The organism is Winogradskyella sp. (assembly GCF_003712105.1).
GTDB lineage: Bacteria > Bacteroidota > Bacteroidia > Flavobacteriales > Flavobacteriaceae > Winogradskyella.
In genome coordinates this window covers 21,411-39,413 of the sequence record NZ_RHLG01000008.1, presented here as the reverse complement: position 1 = coordinate 39,413, position 18,003 = coordinate 21,411, and the positions used below count along the sequence as shown (strand labels likewise).

The 18,003-nt window shown below is 33.3% G+C and carries 17 protein-coding genes; 11 read left to right on the top strand and 6 right to left on the bottom strand.

Features of this window, described 5'->3' with window-relative positions:
* Position 1: 1 nt before the first annotated feature.
* Positions 2-859: a carboxylating nicotinate-nucleotide diphosphorylase gene (gene nadC, locus ED556_RS14305; protein ID WP_296325402.1), complete on the bottom strand. Its 858-nt coding sequence runs from the start codon at positions 857-859 to the stop codon at positions 2-4.
* Positions 860-936: 77 nt separating this feature from the next.
* Between nadC and rlmH the strand changes: the two genes are divergently transcribed.
* Positions 937-1,410 (top strand): 23S rRNA (pseudouridine(1915)-N(3))-methyltransferase RlmH, encoded by a 474-nt coding sequence (gene rlmH / locus ED556_RS14300; RefSeq protein WP_296325400.1) that lies wholly within the window; start codon positions 937-939, stop codon positions 1,408-1,410.
* Positions 1,411-1,450: 40 nt separating this feature from the next.
* On the opposite strand, the gene ED556_RS14295 is transcribed toward rlmH, so the two are convergent.
* Positions 1,451-1,750: an HPF/RaiA family ribosome-associated protein gene (locus ED556_RS14295; protein WP_296325398.1), complete on the bottom strand. Its 300-nt coding sequence runs from the start codon at positions 1,748-1,750 to the stop codon at positions 1,451-1,453.
* Between the two features lie 126 nt (positions 1,751-1,876).
* Complete coding sequence (locus ED556_RS14290) at positions 1,877-4,048, bottom strand: S9 family peptidase (RefSeq protein ID WP_296325395.1); 2,172 nt, start codon at positions 4,046-4,048, stop codon at positions 1,877-1,879.
* A 162-nt stretch (positions 4,049-4,210) separates the two neighbouring features.
* On the opposite strand from ED556_RS14290, the gene ED556_RS14285 reads away from it, so the two are divergent.
* Positions 4,211-4,597: a thiol-disulfide oxidoreductase DCC family protein gene (locus ED556_RS14285; RefSeq protein WP_296325392.1), complete on the top strand. Its 387-nt coding sequence runs from the start codon at positions 4,211-4,213 to the stop codon at positions 4,595-4,597.
* Here the strand turns inward: ED556_RS14285 and ytxJ are convergent.
* Positions 4,590-4,976, bottom strand: coding sequence for a bacillithiol system redox-active protein YtxJ (gene ytxJ / locus ED556_RS14280; protein ID WP_296325389.1), 387 nt, complete (start codon positions 4,974-4,976; stop codon positions 4,590-4,592). The two genes, ED556_RS14285 and ytxJ, sit on opposite strands and share 8 nt — an antisense overlap.
* Before the next feature lie 174 nt (positions 4,977-5,150).
* Between ytxJ and clpB the strand changes: the two genes are divergently transcribed.
* From clpB to ED556_RS14255, 5 genes are all read left to right on the top strand, one after another.
* Positions 5,151-7,757: an ATP-dependent chaperone ClpB gene (gene clpB / locus ED556_RS14275; RefSeq protein ID WP_296325387.1), complete on the top strand. Its 2,607-nt coding sequence runs from the start codon at positions 5,151-5,153 to the stop codon at positions 7,755-7,757.
* Positions 7,758-7,931: 174 nt separating this feature from the next.
* Positions 7,932-8,528 (top strand): TetR/AcrR family transcriptional regulator, encoded by a 597-nt coding sequence (locus ED556_RS14270; RefSeq protein WP_296325384.1) that lies wholly within the window; start codon positions 7,932-7,934, stop codon positions 8,526-8,528.
* 51 nt (positions 8,529-8,579) lie between these two features.
* Complete coding sequence (locus tag ED556_RS14265; RefSeq protein ID WP_296325381.1) at positions 8,580-9,053, top strand: acyl-CoA thioesterase; 474 nt, start codon at positions 8,580-8,582, stop codon at positions 9,051-9,053.
* Positions 9,054-9,247: 194 nt separating this feature from the next.
* On the top strand, positions 9,248-9,910 hold the full coding sequence (gene deoC, locus ED556_RS14260; protein ID WP_296325378.1) for a deoxyribose-phosphate aldolase: 663 nt from the start codon (positions 9,248-9,250) through the stop codon (positions 9,908-9,910).
* Positions 9,911-9,987: 77 nt separating this feature from the next.
* On the top strand, positions 9,988-10,878 hold the full coding sequence (locus ED556_RS14255; protein WP_296325376.1) for a histidine phosphatase family protein: 891 nt from the start codon (positions 9,988-9,990) through the stop codon (positions 10,876-10,878).
* Here ED556_RS14255 and ED556_RS14250 read toward each other — a convergent pair.
* Entirely contained in the window at positions 10,864-11,628 is a 765-nt protein-coding gene (locus ED556_RS14250) for a DUF6503 family protein (protein ID WP_296325373.1), read from the bottom strand. The two genes, ED556_RS14255 and ED556_RS14250, sit on opposite strands and share 15 nt — an antisense overlap.
* Before the next feature lie 129 nt (positions 11,629-11,757).
* Here ED556_RS14250 and smpB point away from each other — a divergent pair, with 129 nt between their 5' ends.
* The 4 genes from smpB to ED556_RS14230 all read left to right on the top strand — a co-directional run bounded on the left by smpB (position 11,758) and on the right by ED556_RS14230 (position 17,272).
* Positions 11,758-12,216, top strand: a complete 459-nt coding sequence (gene smpB, locus ED556_RS14245) for an SsrA-binding protein SmpB (RefSeq protein WP_296325371.1) — start codon at positions 11,758-11,760, stop codon at positions 12,214-12,216.
* Between the two features lie 113 nt (positions 12,217-12,329).
* Positions 12,330-14,789, top strand: a complete 2,460-nt coding sequence (locus tag ED556_RS14240; RefSeq protein ID WP_296325368.1) for a DUF5686 and carboxypeptidase regulatory-like domain-containing protein — start codon at positions 12,330-12,332, stop codon at positions 14,787-14,789.
* Positions 14,790-14,823: 34 nt separating this feature from the next.
* Positions 14,824-15,357: a hypothetical protein gene (locus ED556_RS14235; protein WP_296325364.1), complete on the top strand. Its 534-nt coding sequence runs from the start codon at positions 14,824-14,826 to the stop codon at positions 15,355-15,357.
* A 76-nt stretch (positions 15,358-15,433) separates the two neighbouring features.
* Complete coding sequence (locus ED556_RS14230; protein WP_296325361.1) at positions 15,434-17,272, top strand: Xaa-Pro dipeptidyl-peptidase; 1,839 nt, start codon at positions 15,434-15,436, stop codon at positions 17,270-17,272.
* Here the strand turns inward: ED556_RS14230 and ED556_RS14225 are convergent.
* Positions 17,269-17,910: a protein-L-isoaspartate(D-aspartate) O-methyltransferase gene (locus ED556_RS14225; protein ID WP_296325358.1), complete on the bottom strand. Its 642-nt coding sequence runs from the start codon at positions 17,908-17,910 to the stop codon at positions 17,269-17,271. The genes ED556_RS14230 and ED556_RS14225 overlap by 4 nt on opposite strands.
* Between the last annotated feature and the right edge of the window lie 93 nt (positions 17,911-18,003).

The window sequence follows — 18,003 nt, the reverse complement described above, 5'->3', positions numbered from 1 at the left end:
TCTACACAGCTTTTAAACTCAAATCCATATTATATACTGAATGCGTTAATGCACCCGAAGAAATATAATCTACACCACATTCGGCATAATGTCTCACAGTGTTTTCATTAATTCCTCCTGAGGATTCAGTTAAGCATTTATCACCAATCATAGCTACTGCTTTTCTGGTGTTCTCGTAATTAAAATTATCTATAAGAATACGATATACACCACCACAATCTAAAATTTCTTGAATTTCATCTAGGCTTCTTGCTTCAACTATAATCTTTAAATCTCGATTTGTATCTCTCAAGTACTGTTTTGTTTTGCTAATGGCTTTAGCAACACCACCTGAAAAATCGATGTGGTTATCTTTAAGCATAATCATATCATAAAGTGCAAATCTGTGATTTTCGCCACCACCAATTTTTACTGCCCATTTTTCTAAAGCTCTAATTCCAGGTGTTGTTTTACGAGTATCCAATATTTTGGTGTTTGTGCCTTCTAATAAATCTACAAAAACCTTTGTTTTAGTGGCAATAGCACTCATGCGTTGCATGGCGTTAAGTACTAATCGTTCAGCTTTTAAAATAGATTGTGATGCACCTTTAACATAAAACGCAATATCTCCGTATTTTACTTTAGAGCCATCTTCTATTAAGGTTTCTACTTCCATATCACTATCCACATAAGCAAACACCTTTTTAGCAAATTCTATACCTGCTAAAACGCCTTCATCTTTTACTAACAACTTTGCTTTACCAATTGCAGAATGAGGAATACATGCTAACGAACTATGGTCACCGTCACCAACATCTTCTCTAATAGCATTAGCGATTATAAGTTCTATCTCAGTATCAAATTGTTGTTGTGAAATCATTGATGTAATTATTTATGGTAAAAATATGAAATTGATTAACGAATTGATTGAGAAAAAATGAAATTGTAAATTTGATTATGCAAATCAACCTCATAGCCATTGGCAAAACCGATAATAGAGCGCTTCAATCTTTAATTGAAGACTATAAAAAACGTTTAGGTTTTTATATAAAATTTAATTTTGAAGTAATTCCGGATTTAAAAAACTCCAAACACCTATCTGAAGCTCAGCAAAAGGATAAAGAAGGTGATTTAATATTATCTAAAACCCAAAATTCTGACGTTTTAATTTTATTAGATGAAAACGGCAAGCAATATGACTCTGTTGCCTTTTCTAGTTACCTCCAAAAGCACATGAACTCTGGCATTAAGAATTTAGTATTTGTAATTGGTGGCCCTTATGGTTTCTCTAAAAGCGTTTATCAACGTGCTAACGGCAAATTGAGTTTGTCAAAAATGACGTTTTCTCACCAAATGGTGCGTTTATTTTTTATTGAACAGCTTTATCGTGGGTTTACAATTTTGAGAAATGAACCTTATCATCATCGCTAAAAAAAGCCTATAAAATTAATTATAGGCTCAAATTTTAATGTTAATAGACTTTATAAGTTTCCTTTCGTTTTTCTAGCTGCCTTTTTAAATCTCTAATGGTTTCGTTAACAGCCATTTCGTATTCTCTTTCATTAGATGTAGCATAAATTCTAGGACCAGGCAAACTGAGTTCAATATTACATATTTTACCCGCATCATAGTTTTTATCGTCTTGTTTAAAGTATACTTGCGCAGAGATTAAAAACTCATATTTAGTACTTAACTTTTCAAGGCGTTTCTTTGTAAATACGGATAAAGTTTCACTAACGTCAACATTTACATACTCAAAATTTACTGTCATAATCATAAAATTTACTTGGTTAAACTTGTTATACTAATTTACAACTTTAAACAGCGATGTTTTATGATTTTTATCATAAAAATGACTTAAATAATCGCTAATAATAATGCTTGCAGTATTATTATTTTATTCTTCAGTTTTATTTTCCAAATCGAGTAAGAAGGCATATGTAAGTGCTGTACGTTTGTAACGAGCAAAACGTCCTGAGGCACCGCCATGACCTGTTTCCATATCACAATCCATAATTAAAAGATTGTCATCTGTTTTTAACTCTCTGAGCTTTGCTATCCATTTTGCAGGTTCCCAATATTGCACTTGACTATCCCAATATCCTGTTGTAATTAAGGTGTTAGGATAATCTTTAGCCTCAACATTATCATATGGTGAATAAGACATCATATAGTCGTAATATTCTTTGTCTTTAGGATTTCCCCATTCATCAAATTCAAACGTAGTAAGCGGAATTGTTTCATCCCACATTGTAGAAATCACATCAACAAAAGGTACTGCAGCCACTACACCATTCCAAAGTTCTGGTTCCATATTTAAAATTCCGCCCATTAACAAACCGCCAGCACTACCACCATAAGCATAAAGATGGTCACTACTAGTATACCCTTCTTTTACTAAATGTTTTCCACAATCAATAAAATCTGTAAATGTATTCCTCTTCTTTAATAGTTTCCCATCTTCGTACCAATGTCTTCCCATTTCTTGACCACCACGTACATGTGCAATAGCATAAATAAATCCTCGATTAAGTAAACTTAATCTTGTAGCACTAAAGAAAGGTTCAGTAATACTACCATAAGACCCATATGCATAAAGCAGTAATGGTGTATCTGCACTTTTCTTTGTTCCTTTTTTGTAAACTAATGAAACTGGTACCTCAGCGCCATCACGAGCAGTCACAAAAAATCGTTCGGAAATATAGTTATCGGTAGCGAAGTTTGAATCTACGACCTCCTCTTGTTTCAATAACTGCTGAGACTTGTCATTCATATTATAATCAAACGTGCTGTAAGGTGTTGTTAGAGATGCATATCCATAACGCAAAACACTAGTGTCGAAATCGATATTTGTAGTCGTAAATGCTGCATAAGCTGGGTCGTTAAATTCAATGTAATGATCATTACTGCCATCCCATTCCATTACTCGTATGGTACTGAGACCACTTTTACGTTCATCCAATACTAAATGATTTTTAAAAACAGTTACACCGTCTAATAAAACATCTTTACGATGCGGTATTACATCTTCCCAATTCTCTTTTGTACTGGCATTAATTGGTGTTTTTACCAATTTAAAATTGGTTGCATTTAAATTTGTTCTAATATAAAAATGATCACCATAGTGTGAAACTCTATATTCAAGACCTTTTTCACGTGGTTGAATTACTTTCCAGTCACCATTAGGTGTGTCTGCATCTAAAAATCGATACTCAGTTGATAGTGTTTGTGAGCTGCCAATTACTATAAACTTATCTGATCGTGTTCGGTAAACAAATGTTCTAAATGTTTCATCTTTCTCTTCAAAAACAAGTTCATCCTCAGATTGATCAGTTCCTAAAACGTGCTTGTAAATTTTATTAGAACGAAGCGTTACAGGATCTTTAGTTACATAAAACACCGTTTTATTATCGTTAGCCCATGCCACAGAACTGGTTGTGTTTGTTAATTGATCATTAAGCCTTTCACCAGTTATAAGATTTTTGAAATATATAGTGTATTTGCGTCTTGAAATAGTATCGATGCCAAAAGCTAGAAGTTCATTACTAGGGCTTATAGATCTACCTCCAATAGCAAAATAAGATAACCCTTTAGCCATTTTAGGGCCGTTTAGTAATATCTCTTCTTTCGCATCTGGTGTAATTTTTTTTCTACAGTACAATGGATAGTCATTACCTTCTTCAAAACGCGTATAATAAGAATAACCATTATCAGTATATGGAACTGACGAATCGTCCTTTTTTATTCTACTTATAATCTCATTATACAAAGTATCTTGCAAATCTTTAGTATGCCACATTGCTGCATTTTTGTAATCATTTTCGGCATTTAAGTAGTTCAATACATCTTGTGTTTGTGCGTCAGGTGTATCTGCATTTTTTTGCTCGTCTGATAAACGCATCCAAAAATAATTGTCTATACGCGTCGTATCGTGTTCTTTTAATGTTTTTGGAATTTTCTTTGTAGTTGGTGGAGTTAAACTAAGATATGGTCGAGGTGTTTCTTTCTCTTCAGTTTTACAGCTTAAAACAATAAAAGAAGCTAATAATAGAAAAACGAGTTTTTTCATCATTTAAATTTTAGGTTGATGTTATAATTGTTAATTATTAAAGATAACTTAAGTACTCAATCTTAAATACTACATACATAAACATTAACATAATTTTAAAAACTATAGTATATGAAAGTTATTTAAATTTTATGCGTCTACAATACCATAAAATTTCTAATCATGGAAAATCAATTAACCAAAGACATCATAATTTTTGATGGAGAATGTAACCTGTGTAATGGCGTGGTTGGCTGGCTATTAAAGTTTGCTCCAGAAGATTTATTTCAATTTGTAGCTTTTCAATCTTCTTATGGTCAACAATTGCTTAAAACATATGGTTTCCCAACTCAGCAATTAGATACTGTAATTTTAATTGATGGAAGTGGCGTTAAAACACACTCTGATGGTTTTTTGAAGATAGTCTCCAAAATTCCAAAATGGAAGCGCGTAGCAGCATTATTAGCATTTATTCCAAGAATGATAAGAGATTTTATTTACAAAACTGCTTCTAAGAATCGCGTAAAATGGTTTGGTACCTCTGGTAGTTGTACAATAGATTTTAGATAAATCTATCTAAATCCATGTCATTAATAGCACCATGAGATGCATGCGCAACAGCGACACCATTTTTAATAACAAGTAATTGTGGTGACTGGTGCATCACTTGAAACTTATAACCAACCTCATTAGATACATCGCGATAACTCAAAAGATCAAGGTAATATAAGTCGGCATTCAAATCTAATTTGTACATCGAAACGAATTGATTAATTACCATTCTACTTATACCACATCTTGTAGAGTGCTTAAATATAAACTGGGTTTTTGTAGCAGAGCGCTTCTCTATCTCATTTAACTGCTCTAAGCTATTAAGTTGTTGCCAAGGCAATACTTTCTCTTCTTTAGGTTCGGCAGAACCTCCAAATATCTTTTTTAATAAACCCATAAACTAATTTTTCCAATTTAAGTCGCAGAAAAACCATCAACTTACAAAAAGACAAAAAGTCATTTAAAACCAGTTGATTACAGACATTTTGTCGCTAATTTTTTAATGGTAAGATAATTGAAATAAAACACATAGAAAAAGAAAAATCGTGTTTGACGATAAATAATTAAAACTATGAATTTTAACAACTATACAATTAAATCACAAGAAGCCATACAACAAGCACAGCAAATTGTGCAGACCTATGGCCATCAACACATTGAGAATGAGCACCTATTTAAAGGCATTCTTAATGTCGATGAGAATGTGCTACCGTTTATACTAAAAAAACTAAATGTAAACACTGCATTACTTAGTCAAATTTTGGATAAAGAGTTAGAGAGCTATTCAAAAGTAAGTGGTACAGATATAATGTTGTCAAGAGAAGCTGGTAAATCGCTTAATGAAGCATCTATCATTGCCAAAAACATGAAAGATGATTTTGTTTCAATAGAACATTTAATTTTAGCAATATTTAAATCCAAGAGTAAAATAGCACAAGTACTAAAAGATCAAGGTGCAACCGAAAAAACCTTAAAAGCTGCAATAGAAGAATTACGTAAAGGCGATAGAGTGACTTCGCAGAACCAAGAAGAAACGTATAACTCTTTAAATAAATATGCAAAGAACTTAAATCAATTAGCACAAGATGGCAAACTAGATCCAGTCATTGGTAGAGATGAAGAAATTCGTCGTATTCTTCAAATCCTTTCCAGAAGAACAAAAAACAACCCAATACTTGTTGGTGAACCCGGAACTGGAAAAACAGCTATAGCTGAAGGATTAGCGCATAGAATTATAGACGGAGATATTCCTGAAAATCTAAAGGATAAGCAAATTTTTGCTTTAGATATGGGCGCGCTCATTGCCGGTGCAAAATTCAAAGGCGAATTTGAAGAACGCTTAAAGGCGGTTATAAAAGAAGTGACCACCAGTGATGGAGATATTGTTCTCTTTATTGATGAAATACACACATTAGTAGGTGCTGGTGGTGGTCAAGGTGCTATGGATGCAGCGAACATTCTAAAACCTGCATTAGCAAGAGGTGAACTTCGCGCAATTGGAGCTACCACTCTAGATGAATATCAAAAGTATTTTGAACAGGATAAAGCTTTGGAGCGTCGTTTTCAGAAAGTAATCGTTGATGAACCTGATACCGAAAGTGCTATTTCCATCCTTAGAGGTATTAAAGAGAAGTACGAAACACATCACAAAGTTAGAATAAAAGATGAAGCCATTATAGGCGCAGTAGAACTTTCTAATAGGTATATCACTAATCGGTTTTTACCAGATAAGGCTATTGATTTAATGGATGAAGCAGCTTCTAAACTTCGCATGGAAATAAATTCTAAACCAGAAGAATTAGACGTCTTAGATCGTAAAATCATGCAGTTAGAAATTGAGCATGAAGCTATAAAAAGAGAAAAAGATGAGTCAAAAATCAAATCGCTTAAAGCTGAACTAGCGAATTTTAAAGAAGAACGCAATGCTATTAATGCCAAATGGAAAAATGAAAAAGAGCTTGTAGACAAGGTTCAAACTGCAAAGCAAGACATCGAAAATTATAAGTTAGAAGCTGAGCGTGCTGAACGTGAAGGTGATTATGGTAAAGTGGCTGAAATTCGTTATGGAAAAATTAAAGAAGCTTCAGCACAACTTGAAACTTACCAAAAACAGTTTGAAAGTCAACAAGATACTGCACTTATAAAAGAGGAAGTTACGTACGAAGATATAGCAGATGTTGTGGCAAAATGGACTGGAATTCCTGTGACTAAAATGATTCAAAGTGAGCGTGAAAAACTTTTAAAACTTGAAGATGAACTACACAAACGTGTTGTTGGCCAAGAAGAAGCTATTGAAGCCGTAAGTGATGCTGTACGCCGCTCTAGAGCTGGACTTCAAAATTCGCAAAAACCTATAGGAACATTTCTGTTTTTAGGCACAACTGGTGTAGGTAAAACAGAATTAGCGAAAGCACTTGCAGAATATTTATTTGACGATGAAAATGCCATGACGCGCATAGATATGAGCGAGTATCAAGAACGTCATTCTGTAAGTAGATTGGTTGGAGCACCTCCAGGATACGTTGGCTATGATGAAGGCGGACAATTAACTGAGGCAGTTAGACGTAAGCCCTATTCAGTCGTATTATTGGATGAAATTGAAAAAGCACATCCAGATACCTTTAATGTTTTACTTCAAGTTTTAGATGAAGGAAGATTAACAGATAATAAAGGGAGAATAGCAGATTTTAAAAACACCATAATTATCATGACATCTAATATGGGAAGCCATATCATCCAAGAGCGTTTTCAAGCTACTGAAGATATTTCTACTGCAATGGAATCTGCTAAAATTGACGTGCTTGGGCTTTTAAAGCAAACTGTTAGACCTGAGTTTTTAAATAGAATTGATGATACAATTTTATTTACACCTTTATCTAAGGACAACATAATGCAAATTGTAGATTTACAATTAAAATCAGTTGTAAAAATGCTTGCACAGCAAGGTATTACTTTTGATGCCACTAATGAAGCAAAAAGTTATTTGGCTGACAAAGGTTATAACCCTGAGTATGGGGCAAGACCAGTAAAACGCGTTATTCAAAAACAGGTGTTAAATGAGTTAAGTAAAGAAATTCTGGCTGGTAAAGTTACCACGAACAGTATTATTCTGCTCGATGAGTTTGATAATCAATTGGTCTTTAGAAATCAGGGTGACTTAGTTATCGAAGAAATTTAGTAAAATGTGTAACAAATAAGCCGCTAAACAGTCTTTATATTGATTGGTTGGTCTGCTTAGCGGCAGACATCTAAGGCAACGTAAAATAGGTTTGTGACGTCCAAACTAAAATCGCGTTGCCTTTTTATAGAATTAAAAATATACCAATTGGTATATTTTTTATATATTTGAATCATGCTTACAAAATCAGAATTAACTAAACAGCATATTTTAGAAACGGTTGCACCAATATTTAATAGGTACGGATACGCAGCAACAAGTATGAGTGATATTACCTCTGCAACAGGCTTAACAAAAGGCGCCATTTACGGTAATTTTGAAAACAAAGAAGACCTAGCCATAGCTGCATTTAAGCATACTATAAAAAAATTAATGTCGCGAATAGCGGACCATATCAACAAAAGTGAATCACCACTAAAAAAGCTATACCTAATTGCGGATTTCTATAGAGATTATTATAGAATTAGTAAAACATATGGTGGTTGCCCAGTGCTTAATATAGGTGTCGATGCAAACAACCAAAATTCGAAATTATTAGAAAGTGTACGTATAGTTATAGAACGTATTCAAGATCAAGTGGCAACTATAATTGAAGATGGTATTGAAAACGGAGAAATATCCTCAGAAATTAATGCAATGCAATACGCTAAGCGCATAGACTCAATGATTCAAGGTGCAATATTTATGACATACACTATGGATGATGAATTTTATATGAAAGATTCCATGAATCAGATTGATGAAATGATTACAAATGAACTAAAAACTTAATATTTTTTTAACCAATAATATACCGATTGGTATATTTAAAAATCAAAAAAGATGGTATTACCAAAAACAGTATCAAGCCAAGCTAAAATTAGATTTCAGGATTGTGACCCATTTAATCACTTAAATAACGGGAAATACATTGATTACTTTATGAATCATCGTGAAGACGAATTAATTAATGCCTATGATTTAGATATTTATAAAATGGCAAAAACTGAAGGTAAAAGTTGGGTGTCAACAAGTAACCAAATTGTTTATTTAAAACCGGCTTTGCTAATGGAAGTCGTTAATATTGAATCTCAACTTATCTATTTTGACAATAGCAATCTAAAAGTTGAAATGCGTATGTACAATGAAGACAAGAGCCATTTAAAATCCATTATTTGGTGTGGCTTTACGCATTACAGTTTATTAACTCAAAAAAGAGAAATACACTCTGAAGACTTAATGTCGTTTTTTGGAAGAGTATTACATCCAACAGAAAACCAAACATTCGATAAACGTATTCAAAACTTGTTTGCTTAAATACTTAAAAACCAGATGATTTATAATTTTTCGATGAAATGCATAGTTAAAAATTGTAAATATCTTTCATTTTATCGGATAAATTGTTAGTTTTATCGAGCTAATTAATTCCATTTCTGCTTAACATGGGTAGTCTTTCGTGTTAAGTTTACCCTTATTTTATAGAGTAACTTATAATTTTCCTAAATAAGAATATGGAATTAAACGCATATATAGATCATACACTTTTAAAGCCTACTGCTACTGAGCGTCAAATCATTAGCCTATGTAATGAGGCTATCACTCACAACTTTCATTCGGTTTGTGTTAACAGTGGTTATGTAGCAATCGCAGAACAAGCATTAAAAGAAACACCTGTTAAAGTATGCTCTGTTGTTGGCTTTCCTCTAGGTGCCATGTCTACAAAGTCCAAAATTTATGAAGCACAAAGTGCTGTAAATATGGGTGCCACAGAAATTGATATGGTGATGAATTTAGGATTTTTAAAGAGTAGAAACTTTGTTGCAATACTAAAAGACATCAGTGACGTAAAGCGCGCCATTGGACACAATACACTAAAAGTTATTTTAGAGATAAGCGAGTTATCAAAAAATGAAATTGTTAGAGCTTGTGAAATTTGTTTAGATGCCAATGCAGATTTTGTAAAAACCTCAACCGGATTCTCCAAAAGTGGCGCAACACTTACAGCCATTAAGATTATTAAAAAAACGCTTAAAGGTCAAGCCAAAATAAAAGCTTCAGGCGGAATTAGAACTGCAGAAACTGCCTTAAAATATATTGAAGCTGGTGTTGATAGAATTGGCACATCATCTGGAGTGTCAATGATGAATGAGTATCACTCTCAATTGACGTATTAATAATAGTTTTAACATAGCTTTTATACTTACACCAGATTTCTAGATTATATTTGAGTAATCATTCAATTATATCAACCATGAAATCAACTTTTGCATCTCTCCTATTCTTATTTTCTTGCATTACATTTGCTCAAAAAACTTCAGACAAAGCACAAATAGAAGTTACATTAAATAACTATATTGATGGGTTTTACCAAGGTGATACAACCAAATTAAAAGCTGCATTAAAACCTAGGCTATATAAGTTTGGGTATTGGAAAAATAAAGACACTGGCAAGTACGAATATTACGCTCAGTTGACTTATGAGAATGCCCTTAAAATGGCTCAAAATACCAAGGAAAAAGGTAATATCCGTACTGAGACCAAAATGCGGAGTGTTAAAGTACTTGAAATTAGCAATCATATTGCTGCTGCAAAAGTTACTGGTTTTTGGGGAATAGATTTTATGCTACTGTCTAAAGACAACGGTAAGTGGATGATAGAACAGGTCATTTGGGAAGGTCCTTTTGAGAAGGAGTTTATTCAAGAGCAAAAAACCACAACTTTTTATCTTATTAGACATGCAGAAAAAGACCGTTCTGACAAATCTAACCGCAACCCACATCTCACAGAGAAAGGATTGAAACGTGCAGATAATTGGGCAAACGTATTGAAGGACGTAAAATTTGATGCTGTTTACTCTACTAATTATAACAGAACTAAAGAGACTGCCTTACCAACTGCTAAAGCCAATAATCTAGAACTTAAATTATATGATCCAAGAAATTTGGATCTAAAACAATTCTCGGATGAGACTTATGGCAAAACTGTTCTTATTGTAGGTCATAGTAATACAACACCAATGTTTGCCAATGGCTTGTTAGGAGAAAAAAAGTATGAAATGATTGCAGACGACAATAATGCTAACCTTTATATCGTAACTGTAAAACCAGATGATAAATCATCAACAGTGTTAGTCGTCGATTAATCCAACATCTACATTTTCTAATTCAATCATAGAAAGTAGTTTTAGCTTATTAGTATCAAATGCATTGCCTAACTCTAAGAGTGATACTGATTCATCTTCAGATTTATAATTGTTATAATCTACAAATCGTAAGCCCTTAACATATCTTTCATTATACGCTTCTCTAAAGCGCATACCTACGTCATCATCTTCGTTATAAGAATATGCTAAGTAGTCTGCTTTATACGTTTTTTTATTAATCCAATAGATAAAGACATCTTCAAAATCTTCTCCACCACCTTCTTCATCAAAAGTAACTTTGACTTTGTAATAATTATTAGCTTTAATCTGCTCCTCGCCTATTAATTCCTTATTTACAGCCTTATCATTTAAACCATATGGCAACACCGAAAAATAGTGTACTGAATTCACTGAAGCTGAATATCTTGGTATCATAGAATCGGGAACTTTAACCGGAATTTTATTTATGTAACGTTGAAATTGATTCCCTTTTAAAAAATCTAAAATCGTATCTTCTTCTTTAAAAATATGTCTTCTAAGCACTTTACCTTCAGAAGAATACACACTGCGATAACCAAGAGATCTAAAATCAAAATTAATTATAACAGCAGCTACTGTATCGTATACAATTCCACCTGAAACATCAATAGATTTATCTACTATTTCATTAGCTGTTAAAGGTTTAGACGTCTTAATCTCATTTTTACAATTAAATACTAATACTAATAAAAGAAGCGATATATAGCGCATACCATGATTTTAAAATATACAGGTCGTAAAACTACAGATTAGATTACAACTTTTAACATATTACTTTCGACTTATAACTCTTAGCTAATAACTTTTTACTTTTCACTTTTAAAACTAACTTTGCTCACCATGCAAAAGACGGTTAACATATTAAACAAGAAAGCTAAATTTCAGTACGAGATACTTGACAAATATACAGCAGGTATTGTTCTTACTGGTACTGAAATAAAATCTATTCGCAATAGTAAAGCTTCAATTGCTGAAAGCTTTTGCGAATTTAACGATGGTGGTGAGCTATTTGTTATTAATATGACCATTGAAGAATATGCTCACGGTAATTATTACAACCATAAGCCTAAAGCCGAGCGCAAACTACTCTTAAATAAAAGAGAACTTAAAAAGTTAGAGCGTGAAGTAAATGTCAAAGGAAATGCAATTATTCCGTTACGCTTATTTATTAACGAAAAAGGACTTGCAAAGTTAGATATAGCCTTAGCTAAAGGTAAAAAGTTGTTTGACAAGCGCGAGACCATTAAAGACCGTGATAATAAGCGAAATTTAGACCGTATTAAGAAAAATTTCCGATAACTTTAGTAAAGTTCTAACGCTTCATATTTTTCTTTTAGTCTATGTTTGATCATCATAGGCAACCAATTTATAATATAACGCGTCTATAATTTAAAACCATCAATTAAAAACTTATGCAAAAACTATTACTCTCTACTTTTAGTGTATTAATTTCTTTCTTATCATTTTCACAAATTAAAGGTAATATAACCGACTCCAATAACCAGGCACTTCCGTTTGTAAACGTCTATATAGAAAACACTTATAAGGGCACTACAACTAATGATGCTGGCTATTACGAGCTTAATGGAGTAGAAAAGAAAAGTTATAATCTAATCTTTAAATATCTTGGTTATAAAACAGTAAAGAAAACTGTAAACGTCACAGAACTTCCATTTACTGTAGATGTAGTCTTACAGGAAGAAAAGGTATCTCTTGATGAAGTAGTTATTAACGCTGAAGAAAACCCAGCAAACATCATTTTGCGTAAAACCATTGCCAAGCGCAAGGAAAATCTTGAAAAAATAAACAACTACAAAGCCGACTTCTATTCGAGAGGTTTGATTCGTATAAAGGACGCACCAAAAAAGATTTTGGGTCAGGAAGTTGAAATAGATGGTTTAGACTCAACACGAAGCGGAATTATTTACCTTTCAGAGACCATATCTAAATTAAAGTTTTTAAGACCTAATCGGTTAATCGAAAAAATTTCGGCATCTAAAGTTAGTGGTGACGACAAAGGGTTTAGCTTTAATAATGCTCAAGATGTAGATTTCAACATCTATGACAATACTATCTCATTCGGAAATGAAATTATATCTCCGATTGCTAATAATGCATTTGGGTATTACCGTTACAAACTAGACGGTGTTTTCTATGACGACAAGGGCAATCTTATTAATAAAATAATAGTAACACCAAAGCGAGAGAACGACCCTATTTTTACAGGTATTATTTACATTGTAGAGGATCAATGGACTATATATGCATTAGAGTTAGATATCACAGGTACACAGGCCAGAATTCCTGCAGTGGATATTATTAGCTTAAAGCAGAGCTTCTCCTATTCTGAAACGGAAGATATTTGGGCAAAAATTTCTCAAAGTATCGATTTTCAATATGGGATTTTTGGAATAAAAGGTGACGGAAGATTTACTGCAGTTTACAGCAACTACGAGTTTAACTTGCCAGTAACTAAAAAAGATTTCGGACGAGAATTAGTTGCTTTTGAGCCAGAAGCGAATAAAAAAGATTCATTGTTTTGGGAAGCAATTAGGCCTGTACCTCTTACAAATGAAGAAGTTACAGATTATGTAAAGAAAGATAGCATAAGGCTAGTGAAAGAATCTAAGCCATATTTAGATTCAGTGGATAGAGCTAGAAATAAATTTAAACTTTCAAATGTGTTAGGCTACACATATAGAAATTCTCATAAAGATTACAGTTTAGGGTTTGATATGCCTATTTCTGGTTTTAGCTTTAATACCGTACAAGGTTGGAATGGAAACGCCACATTTTTTTACCGGAAAAACTATGATGAGTTCCGAAAATTCTTTAGTGCTAATGCAACTATCAATTATGGGTTTTCAGATGATAGACTGCGCGCTAGAGGCTCATTAACCTATAAGTTTAATGATGTTTCGCGTTCTTTTATAAGATTATCTGGTGGTGTAGAAACCCTTCAATTCAATAACAGCAATCCAATAAGTGCTGGTAACAATACGTTTTTCTCTCTGGGTCTTATTGAAAATTATTTAAAAATATATGAGCGCCAGTTTGTACAATTTAATTATGCTGAAGAATTATTAAACGGTTTTAGGTTAAGCTCAAGTTTAAGCTATGAAAAACGAAATGCATTATTCAACACTACTGACCAAACCTTTTATCCAGAAGATGATAAATTTTACACCAGTAATAATCCATTAGATGAAACTGCATTTGGTGTAGCACCATTTCAAAATCACAACATCTTAAAATTTAATGTCTCAGCTCGCATTAATTTTGGGCAGAATTATTTGAGTTATCCAGACAGCAAATACAATATTACCAATAACAAGTTCCCAACGTTACTTTTAGGATACGAAAAAGGATTTGGGGCTACCAATAGCGATTATAATTTTGATCAAATAAAAGCGCGTCTTTATCAATCTTTTACCATTGGCAACAAAGGACGATTTATTTATAATGTTAGAGCCGGAAAGTTCTTTAATGCAGACGATATCGCTTTCGTGGACTTCCAACATTTTAATGGCAATCAAACCAATTTAAGTCAGCGCGGTAATTATACAAATGTGTTTAATAACTTAGGGTATTACGATTTAAGCACTAACGATAGTTATCTAGAAATGCATGCTGAGCATGATTTCAATGGGTTTATTTTAGGTAAAATTCCGTTGTTAAATAAACTTAACTTTAATTTAGTAGTTGGTGCGCATAATTTAGCAACCACAGATAACAAACCTTATCAGGAATTCACAATTGGTTTAGACAATATCGGTTGGGGAAAATGGCGTTTCCTACGTTTTGATTATATTAGGTCTTACCAAAATGGGTTTCAAGGTGATGCCTTTGTATTTGGCTTAAAATTCTTCTAAGCCATAATGTTCATTTGGCAAAAACAATTTTAATATGAAAAAAATAGTACTAATCTTAATCGCTTCCTTTTCTTTAAGCATATCTGCACAAGAAACAGCTGAACAAACTCATAAATACTCAGAACAAGTATCAACTATAGATACAATTATTGAGACATTATATGGTGTTATTTCTGGAGATAAAGGCAAAGAGCGCAATTGGGAGTTATTCAAGCATTTGTTTTACAATGATGCAAAGCTTATTCCTAGTGGTAAAAACCAACAAGGTACTCATGTAGCGCGTTACATGACTCCAGAAGATTACATAAACACATCTGGGAAATGGTTATTAGAAAATGGTTTTCATGAAGTAGAATTACACAGAGAAACTGACACTTTTGGTAATATTACTCAAGTCTTCAGTACCTATGAATCTTACAGACAGAAGTCAGATACTGAACCTTTTATGAGAGGTATAAATAGCATTCAGCTTTTAAATGATGGCAATCGTTGGTGGATAATGAATATTTATTGGATGCAAGAATCTAAAGACAATCCAATACCGAAAAAGTATTTGCCTAAAGGATAAATACCAAACTTTTCTTAAAGAATTTGAGGACTAATGTTTTGTCATTATTTTTAGCAAAACATTAATCTCAATTCACATGTTTACATCACCAAAAACAAAAGTATTTCTAGGTCTAAGTTTAATAGTAACCTGTTTTGGGTTCTCTCAGTCTTTAGAGGAAAAAGCAAAACCAGTCTTTAAAGATGGACAAGCACAAATTGTAGAGGCTTTTAGTGCTCCAAATAAATGGTTGCGTCACGATTTGTGGGTAGAGACTGAGTTTGATACTGATGGTGATGGCGAAAAAGATAGAATGCATGTATCGGTTACTCGACCAGTACAAACAGAATCTGAAGGCTTAAAATTACCTGTAATATACGTAACAAGCCCATACTTCGCAGGAGTTGCTGCGGATGCACCGGGAACAATGTGGAATGTAAAACATGAATTGGGAGAGATCGGAGAAGAGCGCTTTCATCCTGAAGTAAAAAGACGTGGTAAACGACCAATTATTTCAAACTCACATATTAGAAAATGGGTACCAAGAGGTTATATTGTTGTGCACTCATCTTCACCTGGAACAGGACTTTCTGATGGCGCTCCAACAGTTGGAGGAACAAACGAGTCTTTAGCTCCAAAAGCAGTAATAGATTGGCTTTGTGGTCGAGTAAAAGGATATACCGAGAGAAATGGAGATGAAGAAATTAAAGCCTATTGGTCAACGGGTAAAGTTGGCATGACCGGTACTTCCTATAACGGTACATTGCCATTGGCCGCTGCTACAACTGGTGTTGATGGATTAGAAGTTATTATCCCAATTGCTCCGAATACATCGTATTATCACTATTACCGTTCTAATGGTTTAGTACGTTCTCCAGGTGGTTATCTTGGAGAAGATATCGATGTCTTATACGATTTTATTCATAGTGGTGATGAATCTAAACGTCCTTATAATAATAAGACAGTTAGAGATACCGAAATGAAAAATGGTATGGATAGACAAACTGGAGACTTAAATGAATTTTGGTCTAGTAGAGATTATCTAAACCAAATGAAAAATATGAAAGCAGCAATGCTAATGTCGCATGGGTTTAACGATTGGAATGTTATGCCTGAACATAGCTATAGAATTTATAAAGCTGCTAAAGACAAAGGTTTACCATCTCAAATATATTACCATCAAGTTGGTCATGGTGGACCACCACCAATTGAAATGATGAATAAATGGTTTACAAAATATCTTCATGGAATTGATAATGGTGTGGACAAAGAAGAGAATAAAGCTTACATCGTAAGAGAATATGATGACAGAATGAAACCTACAGCATATAAAGATTATCCAAATCCTGAAGCTAAAGATGTTACTCTTTATCTCAATAGTGGAGGAAATACTCTTGGTAAATTAGAATTAGAGAAATCATCATCTAACAATGAAACCTTGGTTGATGATGTGAGTTTTAGCGGAAAGGACTTAGCGTCATCTAAATCTTCAAAAAACAGATTATTATATGTTTCATCAGAGCTTACTGAAGATGTACATATTTCGGGATTAGCAAAAGCGAGCATAACCCTATCTAGCAGTAAACCTTCAGCAAATCTATCGGTTTGGTTGGTATCACTACCTTGGGAAAATAGTCCTAAAAAGATAACTGACAATATCATTACGCGTGGATGGGCTGACCCAAAAAATTACAAATCCTTAACAGATGAAGAACTTTTAAAGCCTGGCAAATTCTACACTGTGAATTTTGAATTACAACCTGATGACCAGATTATTAGAAAAGGTCAAAAAATTGGTGTAATGATATTTTCAAGTGATAAAGACTTTACATTGCATCCTGAAGCTGGCACAGAGCTTGAAATTAAGTTAAATGAAACTTCAATCACCTTACCCGTAGTTGGTGGTAAAGCAAAATATATAGAAGCAACTAACTAGTTCTTATCCTCCAATAATGGTACAAAACGAAACTCACCTAATTCGTGTTTTTCAAAATCCTTCGGACCTTTTCGGATAAACAAAGTCATGATTTGTATATCATCACCAACTGGTATAACCAACCTACCGTCTATTTTTAACTGTGAAAGTAAGGGTTTAGGAACAAATGGTGCACCAGCAGTTACAATAATGCTATCAAAAGGTGCCTCTTCAGGCAAACCTTTGTAGCCATCGCCAAAAATTAGTTTCTTAGCGATATAACCAATTTTAGGAAGAAACTTAGATGTTTTTTTAAAGAGCTCTTTTTGTCGTTCAATACTATAAACTTTTGCGCCTAATTCTATAAGCACAGCTGTTTGGTAGCCACTACCCGTTCCTATTTCCAAAATTTTATGATTAGGTTTTACGTCAAGTAATTCAGACTGAAAAGCTACAGTATAAGGTTGAGAAATAGTTTGATTTGCAGCAATAGGAAACGCCTTATCCTGATATGCATGGTCAATAAACCCCGAATCCATAAAAAAATGTCTTGGGATTTTACCTATTGCATTTAAAACCTTTTGGTCTTTTATGCCTTTTTTCTGAAGGATAGTGACCAACTGTTGCCGCATACCCTTGTGCTTAAACGTGTCTTTCAAAAATGGTAGTTTAGTTGATGTAAAAATAAACCAACCTATATCAAATTGCAACAGAATTTTACTCTAGGATCATTATCAAAATATAAGTTTTTA

Bases quoted from the DNA above. Each gene is read 5' to 3' on its own strand.
- nadC (WP_296325402.1), bottom strand. From the start codon at position 859: ATGATTTCACAACAACAATTTGATACTGAGATAGAACTTATAATCGCT.
- rlmH (WP_296325400.1), top strand. From the start codon at position 937: ATGCAAATCAACCTCATAGCCATTGGCAAAACCGATAATAGAGCGCTT.
- ED556_RS14295 (WP_296325398.1), bottom strand. From the start codon at position 1,750: ATGACAGTAAATTTTGAGTATGTAAATGTTGACGTTAGTGAAACTTTA.
- ED556_RS14290 (WP_296325395.1), bottom strand. From the start codon at position 4,048: ATGAAAAAACTCGTTTTTCTATTATTAGCTTCTTTTATTGTTTTAAGC.
- ED556_RS14285 (WP_296325392.1), top strand. From the start codon at position 4,211: ATGGAAAATCAATTAACCAAAGACATCATAATTTTTGATGGAGAATGT.
- ytxJ (WP_296325389.1), bottom strand. From the start codon at position 4,976: ATGGGTTTATTAAAAAAGATATTTGGAGGTTCTGCCGAACCTAAAGAA.
- clpB (WP_296325387.1), top strand. From the start codon at position 5,151: ATGAATTTTAACAACTATACAATTAAATCACAAGAAGCCATACAACAA.
- ED556_RS14270 (WP_296325384.1), top strand. From the start codon at position 7,932: ATGCTTACAAAATCAGAATTAACTAAACAGCATATTTTAGAAACGGTT.
- ED556_RS14265 (WP_296325381.1), top strand. From the start codon at position 8,580: ATGGTATTACCAAAAACAGTATCAAGCCAAGCTAAAATTAGATTTCAG.
- deoC (WP_296325378.1), top strand. From the start codon at position 9,248: ATGGAATTAAACGCATATATAGATCATACACTTTTAAAGCCTACTGCT.
- ED556_RS14255 (WP_296325376.1), top strand. From the start codon at position 9,988: ATGAAATCAACTTTTGCATCTCTCCTATTCTTATTTTCTTGCATTACA.
- ED556_RS14250 (WP_296325373.1), bottom strand. From the start codon at position 11,628: ATGCGCTATATATCGCTTCTTTTATTAGTATTAGTATTTAATTGTAAA.
- smpB (WP_296325371.1), top strand. From the start codon at position 11,758: ATGCAAAAGACGGTTAACATATTAAACAAGAAAGCTAAATTTCAGTAC.
- ED556_RS14240 (WP_296325368.1), top strand. From the start codon at position 12,330: ATGCAAAAACTATTACTCTCTACTTTTAGTGTATTAATTTCTTTCTTA.
- ED556_RS14235 (WP_296325364.1), top strand. From the start codon at position 14,824: ATGAAAAAAATAGTACTAATCTTAATCGCTTCCTTTTCTTTAAGCATA.
- ED556_RS14230 (WP_296325361.1), top strand. From the start codon at position 15,434: ATGTTTACATCACCAAAAACAAAAGTATTTCTAGGTCTAAGTTTAATA.